The organism is Vibrio maerlii (genome assembly GCF_003415655.1).
Taxonomy (GTDB): domain Bacteria; phylum Pseudomonadota; class Gammaproteobacteria; order Enterobacterales; family Vibrionaceae; genus Vibrio; species Vibrio maerlii.
Genome location: NZ_QRHC01000013.1, coordinates 52,247 through 75,478, shown reverse-complemented (window position 1 = coordinate 75,478; position 23,232 = coordinate 52,247). Strand labels below are relative to the sequence as shown.

18 protein-coding genes and 2 pseudogenes are annotated in these 23,232 nt (G+C 46.6%); 8 read left to right on the top strand and 12 right to left on the bottom strand.

What is annotated here, in order from left to right:
• Nucleotides 1-54 precede the first annotated feature (54 nt).
• From DPF91_RS18880 to aspA, 3 genes are all read right to left on the bottom strand, one after another.
• Entirely contained in the window at nt 55-1,872 is a 1,818-nt protein-coding gene (locus tag DPF91_RS18880; RefSeq protein ID WP_117236002.1) for a protein-disulfide reductase DsbD, read from the bottom strand.
• A 131-nt stretch (nt 1,873-2,003) separates the two neighbouring features.
• Nucleotides 2,004-3,314: an anaerobic C4-dicarboxylate transporter gene (locus tag DPF91_RS18875; protein WP_117236001.1), complete on the bottom strand. Its 1,311-nt coding sequence runs from the start codon at nt 3,312-3,314 to the stop codon at nt 2,004-2,006.
• Nucleotides 3,315-3,455: 141 nt separating this feature from the next.
• Nucleotides 3,456-4,907 carry an aspartate ammonia-lyase gene (gene aspA / locus DPF91_RS18870; RefSeq protein ID WP_117236000.1) on the bottom strand — a complete coding sequence of 484 codons (1,452 nt, stop codon included), beginning with the start codon at nt 4,905-4,907 and terminating at the stop codon, nt 3,456-3,458.
• A 339-nt stretch (nt 4,908-5,246) separates the two neighbouring features.
• Here aspA and DPF91_RS18865 point away from each other — a divergent pair, with 339 nt between their 5' ends.
• The 4 genes from DPF91_RS18865 to DPF91_RS18850 all read left to right on the top strand — a co-directional run bounded on the left by DPF91_RS18865 (nt 5,247) and on the right by DPF91_RS18850 (nt 8,812).
• A complete protein-coding gene (locus tag DPF91_RS18865; RefSeq protein ID WP_117235999.1) occupies nt 5,247-5,777 on the top strand; it encodes an FxsA family protein in 531 nt (176 codons plus the stop codon).
• A 243-nt stretch (nt 5,778-6,020) separates the two neighbouring features.
• Complete coding sequence (locus DPF91_RS18860; RefSeq protein WP_117235998.1) at nt 6,021-6,311, top strand: co-chaperone GroES; 291 nt, start codon at nt 6,021-6,023, stop codon at nt 6,309-6,311.
• 52 nt (nt 6,312-6,363) lie between these two features.
• Entirely contained in the window at nt 6,364-8,010 is a 1,647-nt protein-coding gene (gene groL, locus DPF91_RS18855; RefSeq protein ID WP_117235997.1) for a chaperonin GroEL, read from the top strand.
• 241 nt (nt 8,011-8,251) lie between these two features.
• On the top strand, nt 8,252-8,812 hold the full coding sequence (locus tag DPF91_RS18850) for a VC2662 family protein (protein WP_117235996.1): 561 nt from the start codon (nt 8,252-8,254) through the stop codon (nt 8,810-8,812).
• A gap of 88 nt (nt 8,813-8,900) precedes the next feature.
• Here the strand turns inward: DPF91_RS18850 and rraA are convergent, their stop codons facing one another.
• The 8 genes and pseudogenes from rraA to priA form a co-directional block, all read right to left on the bottom strand.
• Nucleotides 8,901-9,416 carry a ribonuclease E activity regulator RraA gene (rraA, locus tag DPF91_RS18845; protein ID WP_117235995.1) on the bottom strand — a complete coding sequence of 172 codons (516 nt, stop codon included), beginning with the start codon at nt 9,414-9,416 and terminating at the stop codon, nt 8,901-8,903.
• A 75-nt stretch (nt 9,417-9,491) separates the two neighbouring features.
• Nucleotides 9,492-9,599: pseudogene (locus DPF91_RS22425) on the bottom strand (1,4-dihydroxy-2-naphthoate polyprenyltransferase); the annotation flags it as partial.
• Nucleotides 9,573-10,409 (bottom strand): annotated as a pseudogene (locus DPF91_RS18840) (1,4-dihydroxy-2-naphthoate polyprenyltransferase); the annotation flags it as partial. The pseudogenes DPF91_RS18840 and DPF91_RS22425, both read right to left, overlap by 27 nt.
• 111 nt (nt 10,410-10,520) lie before the next feature.
• The gene (hslU, locus tag DPF91_RS18835) at nt 10,521-11,852 is read right to left on the bottom strand and encodes an HslU--HslV peptidase ATPase subunit (protein WP_117235993.1); all 1,332 of its coding nucleotides are present in this window, start codon (nt 11,850-11,852) and stop codon (nt 10,521-10,523) included.
• Between the two features lie 50 nt (nt 11,853-11,902).
• Nucleotides 11,903-12,451 (bottom strand): ATP-dependent protease subunit HslV, encoded by a 549-nt coding sequence (gene hslV, locus DPF91_RS18830; protein WP_117235992.1) that lies wholly within the window; start codon nt 12,449-12,451, stop codon nt 11,903-11,905.
• Between the two features lie 176 nt (nt 12,452-12,627).
• Nucleotides 12,628-13,167: an SPOR domain-containing protein gene (locus DPF91_RS18825; RefSeq protein ID WP_117235991.1), complete on the bottom strand. Its 540-nt coding sequence runs from the start codon at nt 13,165-13,167 to the stop codon at nt 12,628-12,630.
• Nucleotides 13,168-13,305: 138 nt separating this feature from the next.
• Nucleotides 13,306-14,313, bottom strand: a complete 1,008-nt coding sequence (gene cytR / locus DPF91_RS18820; protein ID WP_117235990.1) for a DNA-binding transcriptional regulator CytR — start codon at nt 14,311-14,313, stop codon at nt 13,306-13,308.
• Between the two features lie 212 nt (nt 14,314-14,525).
• Nucleotides 14,526-16,733: a primosomal protein N' gene (gene priA / locus DPF91_RS18815; protein ID WP_117235989.1), complete on the bottom strand. Its 2,208-nt coding sequence runs from the start codon at nt 16,731-16,733 to the stop codon at nt 14,526-14,528.
• Nucleotides 16,734-16,990: 257 nt separating this feature from the next.
• On the opposite strand from priA, the gene rpmE reads away from it, so the two are divergent.
• A complete protein-coding gene (gene rpmE, locus DPF91_RS18810) occupies nt 16,991-17,209 on the top strand; it encodes a 50S ribosomal protein L31 (RefSeq protein ID WP_117235988.1) in 219 nt (72 codons plus the stop codon).
• Nucleotides 17,210-17,546: 337 nt separating this feature from the next.
• Nucleotides 17,547-18,830, top strand: coding sequence for a malic enzyme-like NAD(P)-binding protein (locus DPF91_RS18805; protein ID WP_117235987.1), 1,284 nt, complete (start codon nt 17,547-17,549; stop codon nt 18,828-18,830).
• A gap of 109 nt (nt 18,831-18,939) precedes the next feature.
• On the opposite strand, the gene metJ is transcribed toward DPF91_RS18805, so the two are convergent.
• Nucleotides 18,940-19,260: a met regulon transcriptional regulator MetJ gene (gene metJ / locus DPF91_RS18800; protein ID WP_117235986.1), complete on the bottom strand. Its 321-nt coding sequence runs from the start codon at nt 19,258-19,260 to the stop codon at nt 18,940-18,942.
• A gap of 228 nt (nt 19,261-19,488) precedes the next feature.
• Here metJ and DPF91_RS18795 point away from each other — a divergent pair, with 228 nt between their 5' ends.
• Together DPF91_RS18795 and DPF91_RS18790 are read left to right on the top strand one after the other, a co-directional pair.
• Complete coding sequence (locus tag DPF91_RS18795; RefSeq protein ID WP_117235985.1) at nt 19,489-20,655, top strand: O-succinylhomoserine (thiol)-lyase; 1,167 nt, start codon at nt 19,489-19,491, stop codon at nt 20,653-20,655.
• Entirely contained in the window at nt 20,655-23,075 is a 2,421-nt protein-coding gene (locus tag DPF91_RS18790) for a bifunctional aspartate kinase/homoserine dehydrogenase II (RefSeq protein WP_117235984.1), read from the top strand. The genes DPF91_RS18795 and DPF91_RS18790 overlap by 1 nt, the downstream gene beginning before the upstream one ends.
• The last annotated feature ends 157 nt before the right edge of the window (nt 23,076-23,232 follow it).

Sequence of the window (23,232 nt, the reverse complement as noted above, 5' to 3'; positions counted from 1 at the left end):
AAGTGAGCGCTAAAAGTCTGAAGCGAATCGACTTTTAGCGCTCAAAGCGTGCGGTTAATTTGAGATGAGTTGTTGCTGGCTTAGATGATTGAGGAACTCTGGAGCCGGGATAAAACCGGTTAAACGAGCATTTGGCACATGGTTACCCTGAGCATCCCAAAACTCAATTGTTGGTAAGCCAAGCACTTTCAGGTGTTGTAGTAGAGCGATGTCATCTGGCTGGTTCTTAGTGACATCTGCTTGAAGCAGCACAAAATCAGCAAGCTTGGGTTCTACATTTGAATCATGGAAGGTGTATTTCTCAAACTCTTTACACGCCACACACCAGTCTGCGTAGTAGTCGAACATCACTGGTTTGCCTTGTGATTTTGCCTTCGCTAGCTCTGATTCTAGTTCTGTGACATTGGTTACTCTAACGAAGCTAATTTTACTTTCAGCATGTGTTGCCGAGGTTTGTGGTTGGAAGTAGTAGTGGAGCGCTGGTTGTGCTGAAGCAAACAGCCCCAGTACGGCAACAATACCGACAACACTTTGCTTCCAGCCGCCAAATGGCAATGCATTCTTAATGTGGTACAGCCAGCCAAAGGCAACAATACCAAGCGTCGACCAAAGCAACGTTGACCATAGCTCAGGCAAAATACGCTCAAGAAGGAAAATCGGTGCAGCGAGAAGTATAAAGCCAAATACCACTTTCACTCGATCCATCCAGTTGCCCGCTTTAGGTAGTAGCTTGTTACCAAAAACCGCAACAGCGATAAGCGGGATACCCATACCAATCGCGAGTGCGTAAAGCGTGATGGCACCAGTCAGGAGATCGCCTGTTTGTGCAACATACAGGAGTGCACCGGAGAGTGGGGCAGTGGTACACGGTGAGCAAACTAAACCCGAGATCGCGCCCATTACGAACACGCCCAAACCATTGCCACCTTTTTGTTTATTGCTCTGTTCGTTCAGCCAAGTTTGAACGCTGCTTGGGAGCTGCAGTGTATAGACTCCGAACATTGACATTGCTAACGCCACAAACAACACACTCAAGGAGATCAGCACGTAAGGGTGCTGCATTGCCGCTTGGAATTGCATACCCGCAGAGGCAACAACCAGACCAAGCAAGGTGTAGGTAAGTGCCATACCTTGAACATAGATAAACGACAGACCGAATGCGCGCTGTTGCGAGAGCTTACCACCGCCGAGAACAATACCAGTCAGGATTGGGTACATAGGCAGCACGCAAGGTGTGAATGCAAGGCCAATACCCAACAGTAGAAATAATGCAGGTGTCCACCAGTTGTTTGCTAGCTTGTCAGTCAGGTTATCACTGCTTGCTGGTATTGGTGCTGGTGGCGTTGTCGTGTTAGCCGTTGGCTTATTTTGAACTTCAAGCGGTTGGCCTGGCGGTGAGTCATTGTTGCTTGAATCCGAAGTGAAGGCAACAAGGTCGATGAATCGCGTCTCTGGTGGATAACAAAAGCCTGCTTTTGCACAGCCTTGATACTGCACTTTAAGCTTGGCAGGAAGCTGCATATCTTGCAGCTTAACCTCAACAAACAGCGGCTCAGTATAGATGTTTACATCACCAAAGAACTCATCTTGATATGGCTGACCATCTTCCATTTGGATAGACTTCACAGCCACATTCTCACCATTGATTGAGATGCGCTCTTGGTATAAATAGTAGTCTTGCTTTACTGCCCAATCGAGATAGACAGTGTCGCCTTGTTGTTGATAATCAAAAGGAAAAGCTTGGTCGACTGGAACGAAGCGATCATTGTTCGAACCAATGCTGATCCCATTATCATTACTCCCAAATAGAGCAAGGGCAGGTTGAGAAAAGGCGAGCAGTGACAATAAGATACAAGAGAATACAGTGCGCATAATAACTACGGGACAATAGGGTCTGTTGATATTTTAACTTAATCTGACCGTGAATAAGTCAACTAAGTTTCACTTAAGACAAAAAAAGGAAGCCGAAGCTTCCTTTTTTATCTTAACTTATGATTTATCAACTAGATAAATAGCCCACCAAAGGTGAAACCTAATGCGACTGCTGAAGTGATGGTAACCACACCCGGGATAAAGAACGGATGGTTAAAGACATACTTACCGATGCGAGTTGAGCCCGTGTCATCCATTTCTACTGCAGCCAATAGTGTTGGGTAGGTCGGAAGTACAAACAGAGCACTTACGGCAGCAAACGAAGCCACCGCAGTCAGCGGTGCGACACCAATTGCAAGTGCTGCTGGCATTAATGCCACGGTAGTTGCGCCTTGCGAGTAAAGCAGCATAGAAGCAAAGAACAGTACTAGCGCTAGCATCCATGGGTAGTCTGCCAACAGTGTACCTGCGAACTCTTTGATCTCACCTACATGAGATTGTACGAAGGTCGAGCCAAGCCATGCGACACCAAGTACACATACACATGCCGTCATACCTGAGCGGAAAGTCGAGGCGGCTGGAATCTTGCCAGAGTCGATCTTACATGTCATCACGATAAGCGCTGCTGCGCCTAGCATAAAGGTCATGATCGCTTCGTTACGACCAAGTGCAGGGTCCTCAATTAAGCCAATTGAACCCGAGATTGCTGCAGCGTAAGAGACCACAAGTAGGATTGATCCCAAAAAGATGAAAGTCGCTTTCTTCGCGGTTGCAGAAATCTCACGACGTTCACCCTCAGAAGCCATCTTGATCAGGCCAGCTTCTAGGCGATGTTGGTATTCAGCGTCGTCTTTCAGCTCGCTACCCATGAAGTTCGCAACAAATGCACCAATCATACAAGCGATGAAAGTGGTTGGAATACAAACCGCAAGTAGCGTCAGGTAATCAACACCAAATGGAGCCAGCATAGCAGCGAAAGCTACCACTGCAGCCGAGATTGGCGAAGCGGTTATTGCGATCTGAGAGGCTACTACGGCAATAGACAGAGGGCGGGAAGGGCGAACACCTTGGCCTTTCGCAACCTCTGCAATAACTGGAAGGGTTGAGAACGCTGTGTGGCCAGTACCCGCCATTAGCGTCATGACAAAGGTTACAATAGGTGCATAGAAGGTAATGCGCTCGGGGTTCTTACGCAAGAAGTCTTCCGCAATTTGCACTAACCAGTCCATACCACCGGCAACCTGCATTGCTGCAATTGCGGTAATCACCGACATGATGATTAAGATAACATCGACTGGGATGTATGCTTGACTGGTTGGCACACCCAGGATTAGGGATAACGCAACCACACCAGCACCACCGGCTAAGCCGATGCCGATGCCGCCAATGCGTGCACCCAAGTAAATAAAGAGTAGTACGACAAGTAGTTCGACCACAATCATAATTAAGTCCTTAGTAGCTGTTGAATATTTGTTAGCAAAGCATTCTTTCAAGAATGCTTTGCTAACAAATAACCATGTAAAAAGTATTGTTTTTGCGACGAGGCCAAAAAAGGGGCTCCGTTGAGGGAGCCCATTTCGACATTAGTTGTAGCGCTTGGCTTTATACTGTGGACGCATGAGGTTGTCTACAGAGAAGATGTCATCTAGCTCATCTTCGGTTAATAAACCTCTTTCTAGTACGACATCACGGACGCTCTTACCGGTTTCTGCACAGATCTTGCCGACAATATCGCCTTCATGGTGCCCGATGTATGGGTTGAGGTAAGTGACGATACCGATAGAGTTAAATACGTGTGATTCACATACTTCTTTGTTAACAGTGATGCCATCGATACACTTGTCGCGTAGGTTGACACATGCATTGCTTAGGATGTCGAGTGACTCAAACATGCTTTGGGCAATAACAGGCTCCATTACGTTAAGCTGTAGCTGACCACCCTCTGCAGCAAATGAGATGGTGTTGTCGTTACCTAGTACCTTGAAACAAACTTGGTTTACGACCTCTGGAACCACAGGGTTCACTTTTGCTGGCATGATTGATGAACCCGCTTGAAGCTCAGGTAGGTTAAGTTCGTTTAGACCTGCACGAGGGCCTGAAGATAGTAGACGTAGGTCGTTACAAATCTTAGATAGCTTTACCGCTAAACGCTTAAGTGCACCGTGAGTCATCACGTATGCACCACAGTCTGATGTCGCTTCAATAAGATCTTCAGCAGGAACACACTCGAGACCAGTCACACTTGCAAGGTGTTTAACCGCTAGCTCTTGATAGCCATCCGCTGCGTTGAGGCCGGTGCCGATTGCTGTTGCGCCAATGTTCACCTCAAGAAGTAGCTTAGAGGTGTAATCAAGGTTCTTGATTTCTTCGTTTAGGGTAACAGCCCAAGCGTGGAACTCTTGACCTACTGTCATAGGCACCGCGTCTTGTAACTGGGTACGACCCATTTTCAGAACCTTGCTGAACTCTTGGCTCTTCAGATCGAATGCACCTTTTAGGTATTCAATCGATTCGATCAGCTTCATCACACTGTTGTAAACCGCGATACGGAAACCCGTTGGGTAGGCACAGTTGGTTGATTGGCTCTTATTTACGTGGTCGTTCGGGTTGATGAACTCATACTGACCTTTTTCTTTACCCATCAGCTCTAGCGCAACGTTGGCAATAACCTCGTTAGCATTCATGTTTACAGAGGTGCCGGCGCCGCCTTGGAACACATCTGATGGGAACTGGTCCATACATTTTCCTGTGTCTAGAATTAGATCACATGCTTGAATAATGTATGAAGCTACGTCTTTAGGAATAACGCTGAGTTCTTTGTTAGCAAGGGCTGCAGCTTTCTTAGTCATCACCATCCCGCGTACGAATTCAGGTACGTCAGAGATAGTGACATTGGAGATATTGAAGTTCTCAATCGCACGTAGGGTGTGGATACCGTAGTACGCATCAGCGGGTACATGACGCTCGCCAAGAAGGTCTTCTTCAATACGAGTTGCAAGTGTTGAGGCTTGTGGGGATGCATATAATGTAGCCATAACAGGATCCTTAGGGGAAAATTCTAGGTATTTGTTTTTTATGTAGCCAATTTTAGCGTTAAGAGTCCATTCGCTAGATAAATTGGCTGTTAAATCCGTCCTGACTTATGCGCTCATGATACTGCAGTTTGCACATAATAATAGTAGCCTGATCACTATTTTTTGCTTTGATTTGTTAATGTTTAGTCAGGTTCCAATAACGCGCGATCTACAACAAATTTGCGGCTTAAATTTGAGTTTAGACTCAGTAGCGGCGTAGACTGGCAAGTATTGGCGACAGTTGATTTTTCCGCCACCTAACCCCATAACTAAATTAGATTCTAAAGAAAGGTAAGCGTCTTGTTCCCGATCCTATTACTGTTATTCATTGCTGTTCCCATTATTGAGATTGGCTTGTTCATTCAAGTGGGAGGCTTTTTGGGCTTATGGCCGACCATTGCTCTTGTATTGATCACTGCATTCGCTGGGGCATCTCTTGTTCGTAGCCAAGGTCTACAAACGCTAATGTCAGTACAAAGTCGCCTTCAACAAGGAGAGATGCCGGCACAACAAATCTTAGAAGGCGTGATGCTTGCTGTTGCCGGTGTGTTGCTGTTGACTCCTGGTTTTATGACTGATGCTATGGGGATGCTGGTTCTGCTTCCTGCTCCTCGTGCGATTCTCGCTAAGAAGCTAATGACGAAGATGGTGGTCAGTGGCTCTGGCTTCCAAGGTGGCTTTTCTCAAGGTGGTGGCTTTTATCACTCGTCACACAGCGACCAGAACCCGTTCAACCATGACCCATTTCAATCTAAACAAGATGAGAATGGTAGTACTTTTGAAGGCGAGTTTGAGCGTAAAGAAGATGACCCGAATAAGCGTTTAAAGTAAAAAAACACACTGTTCCGAGAAAATACAAGAGTGCCAACTGATGTGAACAGTTGGCATTTTTTATGGGGAATGGTAAACCGGGGAGTAGTAAAAATCAGATTCGAACTGCGAATTTAGTCACAATTTTTTTCTCTTTGCCCCTTGGGATCTCGGCTCTGTTCCCCAACATAAATGTCATAACCAAATGCCACAATAGTGATGGCACCTTCATATCATGGAAATATTAATCAGGAGAAACGACCGATGAATATCCGTCCTCTACACGACCGCGTTATCGTTGAGCGTCAAGAAGTTGAATCTAAATCTGCTGGCGGTATCGTTCTAACTGGTTCTGCTGCGGAAAAATCTACTCGCGGTAAAGTACTCGCTGTAGGTAAAGGCCGTATCTTAGAAAACGGTACTGTACAGCCATTGGACGTTAAAGTTGGCGACACTGTTATCTTTGCAGAAGGCTACGGCACTAAGACTGAAAAGATTGACGGTAAAGAAGTTCTAATCATGTCTGAAAACGACATCATGGCGATCGTTGAGTAATCCGCGCCTCACTCACTGAACTGATTGAATAAAGAATTTAAAGGAAATAAAAATGGCTGCTAAAGACGTTAAATTTGGTAACGACGCACGCGTAAAAATGCTTGAAGGTGTAAACGTTCTAGCTGACGCAGTAAAAGTAACGTTAGGTCCTAAAGGCCGTAACGTTGTACTAGACAAATCTTTCGGTGCGCCAACTATCACTAAAGATGGTGTATCTGTAGCGCGCGAAATCGAACTTGAAGACAAGTTCCAAAACATGGGCGCACAAATGGTTAAAGAAGTGGCGTCGCAAGCTAACGACGCTGCGGGTGACGGTACAACTACGGCAACTGTGCTTGCTCAGGCTATCGTTAACGAAGGTCTTAAAGCCGTTGCAGCGGGTATGAACCCAATGGATCTTAAGCGCGGTATCGACAAAGCAGTGGTTGCTGCTGTTGAAGAGCTAAAAGCACTTTCAGTTCCATGTGCAGACACTAAAGCGATCGCACAAGTAGGTACTATCTCTGCAAACTCTGACGCAACAGTCGGTAACATCATTGCTGAAGCAATGGAGCGTGTTGGTCGTGATGGCGTAATCACAGTTGAAGAAGGTCAGGCTCTACAAGACGAGCTAGACGTAGTTGAGGGTATGCAATTCGACCGCGGTTACCTATCTCCTTACTTCATCAACAACCAAGAAGCGGGTTCTGTTGATCTAGAAAGCCCATTCATTCTTCTAATCGACAAGAAAGTTTCAAACATCCGTGAACTTCTTCCGACTCTAGAAGCAGTAGCTAAGGCATCTCGTCCACTTCTAATCATCGCTGAAGATGTAGAAGGCGAAGCGCTTGCAACGCTAGTTGTGAACAACATGCGCGGTATCGTGAAAGTTGCTGCTGTTAAAGCTCCAGGTTTCGGTGACCGTCGTAAAGCAATGCTACAAGACATCGCTATCCTAACTGGCGGTACGGTTATCTCTGAAGAGATCGGTTTAGATCTAGAAAAAGTAACGCTAGAAGACCTAGGTCAAGCTAAGCGCGTAACGATCACTAAAGAAAACTCAACCATCATCGATGGCGCGGGTGAAGAAGCAATGATCCAAGGTCGTGTTGCTCAAATCCGTGGTCAAATCGAAGAAGCAACTTCAGACTACGACAAAGAGAAACTACAAGAGCGCGTTGCTAAGCTAGCAGGCGGTGTTGCAGTAATCAAAGTTGGCGCTGCGACTGAAGTTGAGATGAAAGAGAAGAAAGACCGCGTAGAAGACGCACTTCACGCAACTCGCGCTGCAGTTGAAGAAGGTGTGGTAGCTGGTGGTGGTGTTGCACTTATCCGCGTTGCTTCTAAAGTGGCTGGCCTTGAAGGTGACAACGAAGAACAAAACGTTGGTATTCGCGTTGCACTACGTGCAATGGAAGCGCCAATCCGTCAAATCACTAAGAACGCAGGTGACGAAGAGTCAGTGGTTGCGAACAACGTGAAAGGCGGCGAAGGTTCTTACGGCTACAACGCTGCGACTGGTGAATACGGCGACATGATCGCAATGGGTATCCTAGATCCAACTAAGGTGACTCGTTCTGCACTACAATTCGCTGCATCAGTTGCTGGTCTAATGATCACAACAGAAGCGATGGTAACAGACCTACCACAAAAAGATGCTCCAGCAATGCCTGATATGGGCGGCATGGGCGGCATGGGTGGTATGGGCGGCATGATGTAACAAGCCTAGGTCATCAGACTAAATATAAACGGGAGCCAATCGGCTCCCGTTTTTTTTTCACAATTGATATCAGAAAATACTCATCCGATATCAACTATTTACTGTTTACACAGTAGGGAATGTATCTCTATATTATAGATTCTTTACATTGCGTTTACATTTACAGTATTCAATAATGTATAGATAACGGAATAGGAGTGACAGATGTAGTCATTCCTCAAGATCGCAGTGGAGACTCCCAATGAAAAAAACAATCTCAGCACTAGCAATGGCAGCGGCACTAGCAGCTCCAGCAGCAATGGCTAGCTCACCAGTAATGTTCTCAACTCTAAATGGCTTTAACGCGCCTGATGATAGTGCAGTTGGCGGTGTTCGTCTGTCTGTTCTTCACGGTAAAGTGAATGAAGTGAAAGGTGTGGACTTCTCTGTCCTAGGTCTATCGGAAACTGACCGTACAACAGGTGTTAACTTTGGTCTGTTTTTTGGTGCTTCTAAAGTAAACCAAGAGATGAAAGGTGCTTCTTTAGGTCTATTTAACTGGAACACTGGTTCTACAACGGGTGTAAACCTTGGTGCGGTGAACATCACTAACGATGTTAAAGGTCTTAACCTAAGTACGGTTAACTACTCTGAAGGCTACACAATGGCAGATGTTGGCCTAGCAAGTATCTCTGAGAAGTCTAACTTCCAGCTAGGTTTCTTCAACATGACTGACGAAATTGATGGTGTACAGATTGGTCTAATTAACTGTGCTGACAACGGTTTCTTTAAGTGTTTCCCAATCGTGAACTTCGCGAAGTAATGAACACTTTGTTACTCTAATCTCAATGAGAGTGATGAAAAAGAAAAACGCCCGCTGGCTTCAGCGGGCGTTTTAGTTTCAATCCTGTCTACTCTTCATCGAGTTCTTCGTCTAGCTCCAACTCTATATCGAGTGGTTCCTGAGAAAGAATAATTCCCGTGTTGTCGGCGTAGAGGTAATCTTCTGGCAAGAAAGATACGCCTGCAAAGTTCACTGGTACATCGTTTTCACCAATATCTTGCGCGGTAGCACCAACAGGGATAGAAGCTAGGGCGTGAATGCCAAGGTTCATGTCTTCTAGTTCATCGACTTCTCGGACACAGCCGTAAACGACAATACCTTCCCATTCATTCTCTTCTGCAATCGAGGCGATTTCAGCATCAATCAGCGCGCGACGTAGTGAACCACCTCCGTCGACTAATAGCACACGACCAACGCCATCTTGTTCTAACGTAGAGCGAACCAACCCGTTGTCTTCAAAGCACTTGATGGTTGTGATTTGGCCTGCAAAGGAGGCTCTTCCACCAAAATTACTGAACATAGGTTCGACGACATCGACTTGGTCTAGGTAAATATCACACAGTGCAGAAGTGTTGTATTCCATCGCAAATTCTCTCTACAAAAATCAACAAACTCATTTGAGTATATCGACCGAATGGGTCAATGCAATGACATCTGTTTAATTACTCAACAGAGTTTGAGCTATAACAACTAATGAGAACAGTAAGTTGCTGATCATCGCGCATTTCACGACATCTGGCATCATTGGCGCAATCTCAATGGGCTTTTGAGCTCGGTTAATCGCTTGTTGATGTTTAAGAATTACCGGGACAGCAATCAGCATGAGGAATGCTGAAATTGGCTGAGTCGAGACCGCAAGAAACAGAACAAAGCTTGTTAATCCACCAAACAGTAGTTGCGTATGGTAGCGTTTTGCCTTCTCAGAGCCCAAGCGAACCGCCAAGGTTTTCTTACCACATTCGGCATCGTTTTCGATATCGCGCATGTTATTGACGTTGAGCACCGCAACCGCGAATAGGCCACTGCCTATAGCCGGTAACAACAAATCAGGGTTTATGCCTGCTGTATGCAAGAAGTAGGTGCCACAGACCCCTAATAAGCCAAAGAAGATGAATACTGATAAGTCGCCAAGCCCAGCGTAACCATAGGGTTTACTGCCCATGGTGTAGGCGAGAGCGGCAACAATAGAAAGAATCCCTAAGGCAATGAAAATAAAAAAGTTCTGCAGGCTATCTAGAGAATAGAACAACAGAGCCAAGCCAGATAAACAAATAAACACGATATTGATACCAATAGCTTGTTTCATATCTTTGAGGCTGACCGCACCCGATTGAATCGCGCGCATAGGGCCAAGGCGTTGATCGTTGTCAGTGCCTTTTTCTGCATCGCCATAGTCGTTGGCAAGATTGGAAAGGATTTGTAGTAGGGTTGCGGTGAGTAAACACAGCAGTGCAATTGGCAAAGAAAAATGACCAGAAGCAAACGCCAAACTGCTGCCAGTTATAATTGCAGCAAGAGCGAGTGGGAGGGTTTTTGGTCGGGCGGCATCAAGCCAAATTTGAATCGACTGTTTCATAAGTCACTAGCAATCATGTGATTTTTTATTTTATTAAGTTGCCAGAGTATACGCCGAATATAAAAACCCGCCAAATATGACGGGTTTTTGGAGTCGATTCGGGTCTTTCGATTACAGGATAAAGCGACTTAGATCTTCATCTTCAATCGTATCACCGAGTTTCGCTTTCACATATGCTGAGTCGATCACGAGCTTAGTGCCCGCTTTGTCTGTTGCGTCGAATGAGATTTCATCCATTAAACGTTCCATCACAGTGTGTAGGCGACGTGCACCGATGTTCTCTGTGGTTTCGTTTACTGTCCAAGCCGCTTCTGCGATTTGCGTAATACCATCTTCGCTGAACTCAACATCTACATTTTCTGTCTTGAGTAGTGCGATGTACTGCTCTGTTAGAGACGCCTTTGGCTCAGTTAGGATGCGTTTGAAGTCATTGCTTGATAGTGCTTCAAGTTCAACTCGAATAGGCAGACGACCTTGTAGCTCTGGGATCAGATCAGATGGTTTTGCCACCTGGAATGCACCTGACGCAACAAAAAGGATATGGTCAGTTTTTACCATGCCATGCTTGGTTGATACTGTGCTGCCTTCGATAAGGGGCAATAGGTCACGCTGCACGCCTTCGCGAGATACGTCTGGACCTGAACTCTCACCACGCTTACAGATTTTGTCGATCTCATCGATGAATACGATACCGTTGTTCTCAACGTTGTAGATCGCTTGCTCTTTAAGCTCTTCTTGGTTTACGAGTTTTGATGCTTCTTCTTCAGTCAGTGCCTTGAATGCATCTTTGATCTTCATCTTGCGGTTTTTCTTTGTATTACCCGCAAGATTTTGGAACATGCCTTGAAGTTGGTTGGTCATCTCTTCCATGCCTGGAGGAGCCATGATCTCTACACCCATTTGAGGGGCAGCGACATCGATCTCAATCTCTTTGTCGTCTAGCTTGCCTTCACGCAGCTTCTTGCGGAAGATTTGACGAGTATTTGAGTTGTCATCGCCCTGCTCGTTGTTACCCCAAGCATCGCGCGCTGGCGGTAATAATGCGTCAAGCACACGCTCTTCGGCTTGCTCTTCAGCACGGAACTTTACTTTTTCCATTGCTTGCTGGTGAGTCATCTTAATTGCTGCATCCGTTAGGTCGCGGATGATTGTTTCCACTTCCTTACCTACGTAGCCCACCTCGGTGAATTTGGTTGCTTCAACCTTGATGAAGGGTGCATTAGCCAGCTTTGCTAGGCGGCGAGCAATCTCAGTTTTACCTACACCAGTAGGACCAATCATTAGGATGTTTTTTGGTGTTACTTCAACGCGCAGGCTTTCTTCAAGCTGCATGCGACGCCAGCGGTTACGAAGTGCAATAGCAACAGAGCGCTTAGCTTTGTCTTGGCCAATAATGTGGCGATTCAGTTCGTGAACAATCTCACGAGGAGTCATTTCAGACATGTTATATCCCTTGAATTCTTGTGCTGTGTCTTTGTGGGAGCGGATTAGATCTATGCTGGTTTTGGTAGTTCAACCGTACTTTCCAGCTCTTCCACAGTTTGGTGATGGTTTGTGAATACACAGATATCACCAGCAATCTTTAGTGATTTCTCCGCAATCTCTCTTGCGTCTAAATCGGTATTTTCTAGTAGTGCTGTTGCTGCAGCTTGCGCGAAGTTACCGCCAGATCCAATAGCAATTAGGTCGTTCTCAGGTTGAACCACATCACCGTTACCAGTAATGATTAGAGAAGCTGTTTCATCAGCAACCGCAAGTAGGGCCTCTAGCTTGCGCAGTGCACGATCGCTACGCCAGTCTTTAGCTAGCTCAACGGCTGCTTTAGTTAGATGGCCTTGGTGCATTTGTAGCTTACTTTCGAAGCGCTCAAATAGGGTAAATGCATCCGCAGTACCGCCAGCAAAACCTGCCAGTACTTGGTTATTGTAGAGGCGGCGTACTTTCTTCGCGTTGCCTTTCATTACAGTGTTGCCTAGCGATACTTGTCCATCGCCAGCAATAACCACTTTGTTGTTTCGACGTACAGATACGATAGTAGTCACGAGTAGGGCCTCATAGTTATTTTGCTTTCTGTGTAAAAACTATATGAGGATGATGTAGTTAGAATTCAAGATGAAAGAGAGTGCCGGAAGAGAAGTTTGTGCAATTCGATCGATTGGCAGAAAGAAAAATGCCTAGAGAGCGCTCTCTAGGCATTTCAAGGGGTCGATTTGAGTCGTTATTGCGTCTCTTTCCAGATCGCACAAGGCTCAATTTTGGCACGTTGTAGCTTATGCTTGTCACGCTCTGCGTCGCGCTTGAAGGTGTATGGGCCTAGCACTACGCGGTACCAGCTGCTGCCTTCTTTCTTGCGGATCTTGCTGTTGATACCTTGGAATGCGATGTCGAGCTTGCGAGCCTCTGCTTGGTTGAGCTGCTTGTAAGCACCACACTGCATGATGTATGGGATCTCTGAAATCACTTGCTCTTTCGCTTTAACCTTAACCTCTTTATTCGGTAGGGTCTTCACGTACTCCCAATCCTCGGTTGGTGGTGGTGGGATCGGTTGAGATGATTTCTTTGGCGTCGACTTTGGTTTACTTACTGGTGCAGGCTGCGGTGGTTCAGGGTCATTGCTCAAGGTGTAAAGGCCATAACCAAATAGGCTTACCAAGATGATAGCCACAATGCCGCTGCGCCAAGGTTTGCGTTTAGGCGCTGATTTTCTGGCTGGCTTTTTGGTGCCTCGCCCGCGTCGTACGTAGTCTTTATTTGCCACTGATATTGAATAGAGTAATGAACACTGTTGGTATGGTAAATCAGATTGCCATTGGATGACAGCCCGTGAATTAAAAAGCCCAAGCTTGGTTCAATTTCAGCTTGGGCGTTGATAGGGGCTGGTTATCTTTGGTGCTGATTAAATCAGTCTAGGAGGCGCGGCGCTCTCGCGAATGATGAGCTGGGTCTCAAGCAGGCGAGATCCGGTTTGTACATTATTTCCTCTCAGTAGATCGAGCATCATCAGCATGGTTTGGCGACCAATCTCATAGCGAGGCTGAGAAATCGTGGTTAATGGTGGCTCACAATACTGGGAGAATTGAATATCATCAAAGCCCACAACCGATAAATCTTGAGGAACACGCAGGCCCAAAATTTTTGCTTCTTTAATTGCGGCAATGGCCATGGTGTCGTTGTGACAGAAGATAGCGGTAGGTGGCTCTGGTAGTGCGAGAAGCTCACGCACTGCTTTTGCCCCCGCTTCAAATGAAAAGTCACCGTGTACAACGTAGTCATCGGTCATGACTGCACCGGCACGACGTAAGGCTTGTTGATAGCCTTGATGGCGGAACTGGCACAAGGTTGCATCTTCAGGACCGGCAATCTGGGCGATCTTCTTGTGACCAAGTTGAGCAAGGTAATTTACCGCCTCGAATGCAGAGGTCAAGTTGTCGATATGGACCGTAGGCAGTTCTAATTCAGGAGCAAACTCGCACGCCATTACCATTGGAGGTAGGTTTTTCTGTTCTGCCTTGCTGACGTCAAAGGGAAGGTTGGTACCAAGAAGGAGCATGCCATCAGCTTGTTTGGTAAAGACTAAGTTAACGAATGAAGATTCGCGTTTTTTCTCTTGTCCACTATCACCCAATAGAACTAAGTAGCCATTCTCTACAGCAGCGTCTTCAATACCACGGATGATTTCGGTGAAGTAGGGGTCACAAATATCGGGAACAATAGCAACGATCGTTTTGGATTCATTACGGCGAAGGTTACGAGCCAGAGAGTTCGGAGAGTAGCCTGACTCCATTACTGCCGCTTCAACGCGCTTACGAGTATCAATCGATACTTTTTCAGGGTTCATTAACGCCCTGGATACCGTGGCGGTTGAGACGCCAGCCAGTTGAGCAACATCCTTCATTGTCGCCATAATCTAGTTTCCTCTTTAGTACTGCATTACCACTCGTGAATCATCAGTGATATGAGTGAGTGTGCTATTGTTGCTAGGGTCTAGTGTATGTATTTAATAAATCTAGAGTTACGGCGAGATTAACAAAAATTACACCACAAGTGTGATCTTTCTCTCGTAAATGCGACCGTAGGGGATCTCTGTAGGGATAGTTCTTTGATCCTGTTGAAGATTTAGCTGAGATCCTGAGGTTCGATGTCAATACTCCAGCGTACTTTTTTGGCATTGGGCAGCATTTGGATCGCCGGTTTTGCACTGGTGAGGATCTTTTGCATCTGCGAACGCATCCCCGTTTGTAACAAAAGCTGCCAGCGAGACTTACCTGCGCGTTTGGCTAACGGAGCAGGAGTTGGGCCTAGTACCATACAATGTTCATCAAACAATGGATGTGACTCTAGCGTTAATCGGACCTGACGTAAGAAGTCTTCGACGATGGGAGATTGTGTTCCTTCTGCTCTGAATAGCGTCAAAAAGCTAAACGGTGGCAGTGCGGCAATCTTTCTCTCTTTCAGCGCTTCCACTGCAAAGTGGTGATAGCTCTTGTTGAGCAGTGTATGTAGCAAGGCATGTTCAGGGTGGTGAGTTTGCAGTATAACCTCACCGGGTTTGCTCTCACGACCCGCTCGTCCTGCGACTTGAATAAACAGCTGCGCTAAACGCTCAGATGCGCGGAAGTCACTACTATATAGAGAGCCATCAATATCGAGTAGGGATACTAAAGTCACATTGGGGAAGTGATGCCCCTTCGCCAGCATTTGGGTACCAATCAAGATCTGATATTCGTTGTTTCGAATGGCGCGCAGTGCCTCAGCAAGGCTGCCCTTGCGACGGGTGCTATCTCGGTCGATACGAATAGTTTTGAAATCAGGGAAAAGCTGCTCTAGTTGATGTTCAAGCTGCTCGGTTCCGACGCCAACAGTCACAAGTTGTGTTGAACCACAGCCCTGACATTGATGAATTACCGGCTTCTGTGAGCCACAGTGGTGACAACGGATCTCGCGGCTGTTCTGGTGATAGGTATAATAAGCATCGCAGCGTTGACAATCTGCAATCCAACCACACTCATGACACATCAGCGCAGGGGAAAAGCCGCGGCGATTGAGGAACAGCATAACCTGATTACCAGCATTGAGATGACGACGCATCTCAGCAATTAAAGGTGCAGAGAGTCCGCTTTCTAAATATAGACCTTTAACGTCTAATACCTTGTTGGTTGTTGGCACCGCAGAGCCGGCACGCTTAGCAAGAACTAAGTGATGATATTTACCATTGAGAGCATTATGTAACGTCTCTAGTGCAGGTGTCGCCGAACCCAATACAATTGGAATCCCTTCTTTATTGGCTCGCATAATCGCGACGTCACGAGCGTGATAACGCAGGCTATCTTGTTGCTTATAAGAAGAGTCATGCTCTTCATCAACAATAATAATGCCGAGGTTAGCAAATGGTGTGAGTAGGGCTGATCGAGTACCAATGACGATACCTGCCTTTTTATCTCGCCCTGATAACCAAGCATTGAGGCGCTCAGTATCGTTGAGTCCGGAATGCACTACGTCAACACCAACGTTGAAGCGTTTTTCAAAGCGGCTAATGGTCTGTGGCGTTAGGCCAATCTCAGGAACAAGAACCAGAGCTTGCTTACCTTGCTCTAAAACGGGCTTGATGAGGTTAAGGTAAACCTCGGTTTTACCTGAGCCTGTCACCCCTTCTAGTAAGAAGCAGCCAAAGCCATCATGGTTATTTACCGCAGCAATGGCAATAGCTTGTTCTTCATTAAGTTTGGGCTTGAATTGGTCTGTCTCGACATCTTGGTGTGACCAAGCTTTTATCTGTGGGCGCTTCTCCCGTTTTTCTATCCAGTTTTTTTCTTCCAAAGCCTTGATGGTGGCGTGGGAGATCTCCTCATCGAGCAGTGCGTGAATAGAGAGGGGGCCGGATTGTAAAAGGTTGAGTGCTTTAGCCTGCTTGATGGCGGACTTTTTTACCCCAGCCATCAGCTGATCTTGCCCTTGTGGTGTCAGGCTAATCTCTACCAGTGACTGAAACTCGGCTTCTTTACCCTTACGTAGTGCTGAAGGAAGCGCATTGAACAAAGTATCGCCCAGTGGATACTGGTAAAATTGGCTGCACCAATGAAGAAGTTGGTAAAGCGATTTTGACCACAGAGGTTGGAGATCAATAAGGTGTTTGATTGGCTTGAGCTGTTCTATAGGGAAATCGGATTCACTCACCAAAGCGGTGACAATACCAATCTGAGTCTTAGGACCAAAAGGCACTGCCACACGGCCACCAACAACAGGGAAGAGATGACTCGGAATGAGGTAATCAAACTGTTTGTCTAGTGGGACGGGTAGAGCTACACGGGCAATGGTTGGTCGCATATTCATAAGGTAAGTCAGCAAAAACACGATTCAGTTTAAATCATGGCGGAATAGAATCAATCAAATGGCTGGAGATCGAAAAATAATGGCGAAAAAAGTATCAAATTGGTTGATTCAGGTATCACTATTCATTACTATACGCCGCCTTAGTGTTATGGCTCGTGGCTAACACAGCGGTACACTAGCTTTATTTTTTAACTACGTGTGGTGTCCGGCTTAGAATCGGATGGCGACACGGCCTAATTGAGGTTATCCCTATGAAACCTGGTATCCACCCAGAATACAAAGCTGTTAAAGCTACTTGTTCTTGCGGCAACGAGTTCGAATTCAACTCAACTCTAGCTAAAGATTCTATCCACCTAGACGTATGTGACAAATGTCACCCGTTCTACACTGGTAAGCAACGTATCGTTGATACAGGCGGCCGTGTTGATCGCTTCAACAAGCGTTTCGGTGCTCTTTCTTCTAAGAAGTAATTCTTCTGAAGTAAGCATAGAAAAAGGACGCCAAGGCGTCCTTTTTTGTATCTATAACCTTGCAAAATCTGCCAATTATCCTCACTCCTCCGTTCTTATTGCGTGAACTTCCCAAAATTCGAACGCATGCTCTATGCTCATAACATGGGTTGAATTGTAAACGTTCCAAAAAGTGAAATACTTTCACACATTTAAAGTGCTCAGACCTCACACTTTATTTGCCGATCTTATGTAACCCTAGCTAGGAAGTTTGAACCTCATCAATTACTATTGACGGCAACCAGACCCCTGGCGGTCAGCGACTATTACAATAATTCAGATTGAGGAAACCAATCTCATGTCTTCAGACAATAACCAACCGACTCAAGAACTGTCTCCAGAAGAACAATTTCGCCAGCAGGCACTCGACTATCATGCATACCCAACCCCGGGCAAGATTGCCGTCGAGCTAACGAAACCGGCGAACTCTGCAGCAGACCTTGCGTTGGCGTATAGCCCAGGTGTTGCTGAACCAGTACGTGAGATTGCACAGAACGTTGATAATGTTTACAAGTACACAGCGAAAGGCAACACCGTTGCGGTAATCTCGAATGGTACTGCGATCCTCGGTTTGGGTAACCTTGGACCGATCGCTTCTAAGCCGGTAATGGAAGGTAAAGCACTACTGTTCAAGCGTTTTGCTGGCCTAGACTCTTTTGATATCGAAGTGAAGCATCGCACAATTGATGAATTCGTCGACACGGTTGCAAATATCGCTGACTCATTCGGTGGGATCAATCTTGAAGACATCAAAGCACCAGACTGTTTTGAGATTGAACGTCGTTTGATCGAACGTTGTGACGTACCTGTGTTCCACGATGATCAGCACGGTACTGCGATTGTCACCGCTGCAGGCATGTTGAACGCAATCGAACTGCAAGGTAAGAAACTAGAAGAATCGACGATCGTTTGTCTGGGCGCTGGTGCGGCGGCAGTGGCTTGTATGGAGCTATTGATCAAGTGTGGCGCAATGCGTGAGAAGATCTACATGCTAGATCGTAAAGGCGTGATCCATACTCGTCGTGATGATCTCAATGAGTACAAACAGCTATTCGCGAACAACACTGATAAGCGTACGCTAGAAGATGTGATTGAGGGGGCTGACCTGTTCCTAGGTGTATCCGGTCCAAACTTGCTTCCTGCGGAAGCACTTAAACTAATGGCTGATAAGCCTGTTGTGTTCGCATGTTCAAACCCAGATCCAGAGATCAAACCTGAGCTTGCTCATGAGGTTCGTAATGACCTAATTATGGGTACGGGCCGCTCTGATTACCCTAACCAAGTAAACAATGTGCTGTGTTTCCCATTCATTTTCCGTGGTGCACTGGATGTGCGTGCAAGTGAGATTAATGATGAAATGAAATTGGCTGCGGTTGAGGCTATTCGTCAGCTAGCGAAAGAAGAGGTTCCTGCCGAGGTATTGACAGCAGCAGGCGCTGAGAAGCTAGAGTTCGGGCCTGACTACATCATTCCTAAACCAATGGATGCGCGCTTACTTCCACGTGTGGCAAAAGCGGTAGCAGAAGCAGCGGTAGTAGCGGGCGTAGCTCGTATCGAAATGCCAGAAAACTACATGGCATAGTAGCAAGGCTTAACAATAAAAACGGGACGCTCAAGCGTCCCGTTGTTTTATCTGGCTTTTGAAACTTTTGTATTCCCCCGAATCACAATCGCTTCAATCACTCTTACCTTTATTCTTCGTCGAAGGCTTCGAACTCGATGCCCATCTCTGTCATCAGTGCTTTTGCTTCAGCAGGGATGTCGTCTGGTCGGTCTTTACGTAGGTCTTCATCGGTTGGCAGTGGTTGGCCTGTGTAGGCATGTAGGAATGCTTCACACAATAGCTCACTGTTGGTTGCGTGACGTAGGTTATTAATCTGGCGGCGAGTACGCTCGTCGGTTAGAACCTTTAATACTTTAAGTGGGATAGAAACAGTGATTTTTTTCACTTGTTCGCTTTTCTTACCGTGTTCTGCGTAAGGGCTAATGTATTCGCCATTCCAGTCTGCCATTGCACACCTTCGTTATTGTTAGAGTAAATAGGATAGATAGTGGGATTCTAGCGGGATTTACTGCCATAAGCAAAGACATATAGACGTCTGGAAGTGTTGACGTCTTATCTTGCGATGGTAGAGTAGGGAGTAATAAAGAATAAGATATATCCGACCAGCTTGATAGTCGATATATATTATCCTCGAATCAAGAATATTCGACAGATTTGATTAGGAAAGGAATACCCTATGAGCGCTCGCAAACCAGCAACGATTGCTGTCCGTACTGGGATTGAATCAGACACTCAACATCACGCGGTTGTCCCACCGATTTACCTATCGACCAACTACGGTTTTCCTGCATTTGGTGAAGTACCAAACTATGACTATACCCGCTCGGGTAACCCAAACCGTGGACTGTTAGAAACTGCATTGTTTGAGCTTGAATCTGGTAAAGGTGCGGTGGTGACTAACTGTGGTACATCAGCGCTCAACTTATGGGTATCGGCTTTCCTTGGTCCTGATGACCTGATTGTTGCACCGCATGATTGCTATGGCGGTACGTATCGTCTATTTAACACTCGCTCACAAAAGGGTGACTTTAAGGTTGAGTTTGTTGATCAGTCTGATGAGCAAGCGTTCGATGCAGCGATTGAGAAGAAGCCAAAACTTATCCTGCTAGAAACGCCATCTAACCCGTTGGTGCGTGTGGTTGATATTGCCGCTGTGTGTGAAAAAGCAAAGCAAGTGGGAGCGCTAGTTGCTGTCGACAATACCTTTTTGACCCCGATATACCAAAAGCCTTTAGAGCTTGGTGCTGACTTTGTTATTCACTCAACCACTAAATACATCAATGGTCACTCTGATGTGATTGGCGGTGTAGTAATTACAAAAACGGAAGAGCATGCAGAAGAGCTCGCTTGGTGGGGCAACTGCATCGGTGCAACCGGAACACCGTTTGATAGCTATATGACGCTGCGTGGTATTCGTACACTTGGTGCCCGTATGCGTGTACATGAAGAAAGCTCACAAGCGATTCTTGATTTTCTCAAGCAGCAAGAACTCATCGCCAAGATCTACCACCCAAGCCTACCAGAGCATCCTGGTCATGAGATAGCCAAGAAGCAGCAATCCGGTTTCGGCTCAATGCTGAGCTTTGAGTTTGGTGGTTCTTTTGAGGCATTGAAGTTCTTTGTTGGTGAACTTCAACTGTTCTCACTCGCAGAGTCACTGGGTGGTGTTGAGAGCCTTATCTGTCACCCAGCCTCTATGACTCATCGCGCAATGGGTGAGGAAGCGCTAGCTGAAGCCGGTGTTTCTCAACAATTATTGCGTTTATCGGTGGGGCTTGAAGATGCCGATGACCTGATTGAAGACCTGCGTCAGGCATTTGCCAAGACCAAGGAGGCATTTTAATGTCTTCTCTCAACCATACTCGTCAACTGCATAAATTTGGTGGTAGTAGCCTGGCGAATCCAGAATGCTATCGGCGTGTGGCAAGCATTCTTAAACAGTATTCAGCGGCTGACGACTTGGTCGTGGTATCCGCTGCCGGTAAGACAACCAACCGTCTTATTGAGTTTCTTGATGCGATTGATCACGATGGTCGTGTCGCGCACGAGAAGCTACAAGAGTTGCGTCAGTTCCAGTTTTCGTTAATTGAAGAACTGCTTGAAAGTGAGCGTCAGCAACCGCTAGCAGAAACGCTCAAGAAAGAGTTTTCTGCATTGGGTGAGCTTTCTTATCCGTTAACCAATGCGCAGAAATCTGCCGTAATGGGACATGGAGAGGTGTGGTCATCTCGCCTGCTTGCAGCCCTACTCGAACAGCAAGGTATGCCAGCCGTGGCGCAAGATGCTCGTGCATTCTTACGTGCAGAAGTGGGCACTCAACCAGAGGTCGATCGTGGCCGCTCTTACGGTTTACTAAAAGAAGTACTAGCTCAGCATTCGCATCATCGAGTAGTGATTACCGGTTTCATGGCGCAAAGCGAAGAGGGCGAAACGGTTCTTCTCGGCCGTAATGGCTCAGATTACTCTGCAACGGTGATTGGTGCCTTAGCAGAGGTTGATTGTGTCACTATCTGGAGTGATGTTGCTGGGGTATATAGTGCAGACCCGCGCGTAGTCAATGATGCGTGCTTACTCCCTTTACTACGCTTAGATGAGGCAAGTGAGCTGGCTCGCTTGGCTGCTCCAGTTCTGCATAGCCGTACTCTTCAGCCTGTAGCGCAAAGCTCGATGGATTTGAGTCTTCGTTGCAGCTATCAACCCGAAGCTGGCTCGACACGTATTGAGCGTGTGCTTGCATCTGGGCGTGGTGCCAAGATTATCACCTCATTGGATGAGGTGTTGATTGTACAGCTTACTTTCTCTCAAGGTCATGAGTTTGCTCGCATTGAGAAAGACGTGATGGCTCAGCTGAAACGTGCTCAACTCGAGCCGTTGGCATTTGAGGCGCAAGCCGATCAAAACTGTATCCGCCTTGCTTACACTACAGAGATCGCTGGTGGCGCTTTGTCCTATTTACAGGATGCGGCGATTGAAGCAGAGATTAAGCTGCAAGAAGGCTATTCCTTTGTAGCAGCTGTTGGGGCGGGCGTCACTAAGAATCCAAATCACTGCTACGGCTTTTATCAGCAGCTCAAAAGTGCCAAGGTTGAGTTCATCTGTGAATCTGAATCTGGCCTTAGCTTAGCGGCAGTAGTGCGTAAAGCAGATACCAATAGCCTGGTCTCAAGTATCCACTCTCAGCTGTTCCAGGCGCAGAAGCGCGTTGCGGTCGCGCTGTGTGGCAAAGGTAATATTGGCTCGAGCTGGCTTGAGTTGTTTGCAGAGCAAAAGACGGAGCTAGAAAAACGTCACGGTATGGTGTTTGAGCTCGTTTCTGTCGTGGATAGTCAGACTTACTGGTTTGATGAATCGGGAATTAATCCTGCTCATGTTGAGAGTCACTTTGATGAAGAGTCTGTCGCTCATCAAGATAGCGCTTGGCTAGAGAAGCTTGGTGCAATTCAAGGTTATGATGAGGTAGTGATCCTCGATGTCACAGCGAGTAAAGAGCTTGCGGGTTACTATGTCGCGATTGCTGAGCAAGGTATCCACCTGATCTCTGCGAATAAAGTGGCGGGTTCAGCTTCAAGTGAGTACTACCATCAGGTTCAGGATGCGTTCTCTAAGATTGGTCGTCATTGGTTATACAACGCTACTGTGGGCGCTGGCCTACCGATTAACCACACCGTTCGCGATCTGAAAGAAAGCGGCGATGAAATCATTGCTTTATCCGGCATCTTCTCAGGTACACTTTCTTGGTTGTTCCAGCAGTTTGATGGTGCCGTACCTTTTCACCAGTTGGTAGACCTTGCTTGGCAGCAAGGCTTAACGGAACCGGACCCTCGCTCTGACCTCGATGGCTCAGATGTTATGCGTAAGTTAGTTATCCTTGCTCGAGAGTCTGGTCTCGATATCGAACCTGAGAGCGTGAAGGTTGAATCACTGGTGCCAGAGGAGCTTGCTGAGCTGTCATTGGACGACTTTCTCGATAAGGCGGAGCTGCTAAGTGAGATCTTGGCTGAGCGTTTGAAGAGAGCGCAGCGTGATGGCAAGGTGCTTCGTTATGTTGCTCGTCTAGAGAAAAACGGTAAGGCGACAGTAGGCATTGAAGACCTTGCAGCAGAGCATGCACTGGCGAACTTACTACCATGTGACAATATCTTTGCTATCGAGAGTAAGTGGTACAAGGATAACCCACTGGTTATTCGTGGCCCTGGTGCAGGACGAGAAGTCACGGCAGGGGCCATCCAATCGGATCTGAACCGTTTAGCTGGTTTGTTCTAACTAGAGTTAAAGGTCTAAATCTAAGTCGATTTTATAAGGAGGAAGCATCAATAGTGCTTCCTTTTTTTACTTCAAATCTGCTCACCTTCATCATGAATAAAATTCATAATCGATCCTGTTGACATTAAATCCTATCCAATACATTCTGTAGACATAT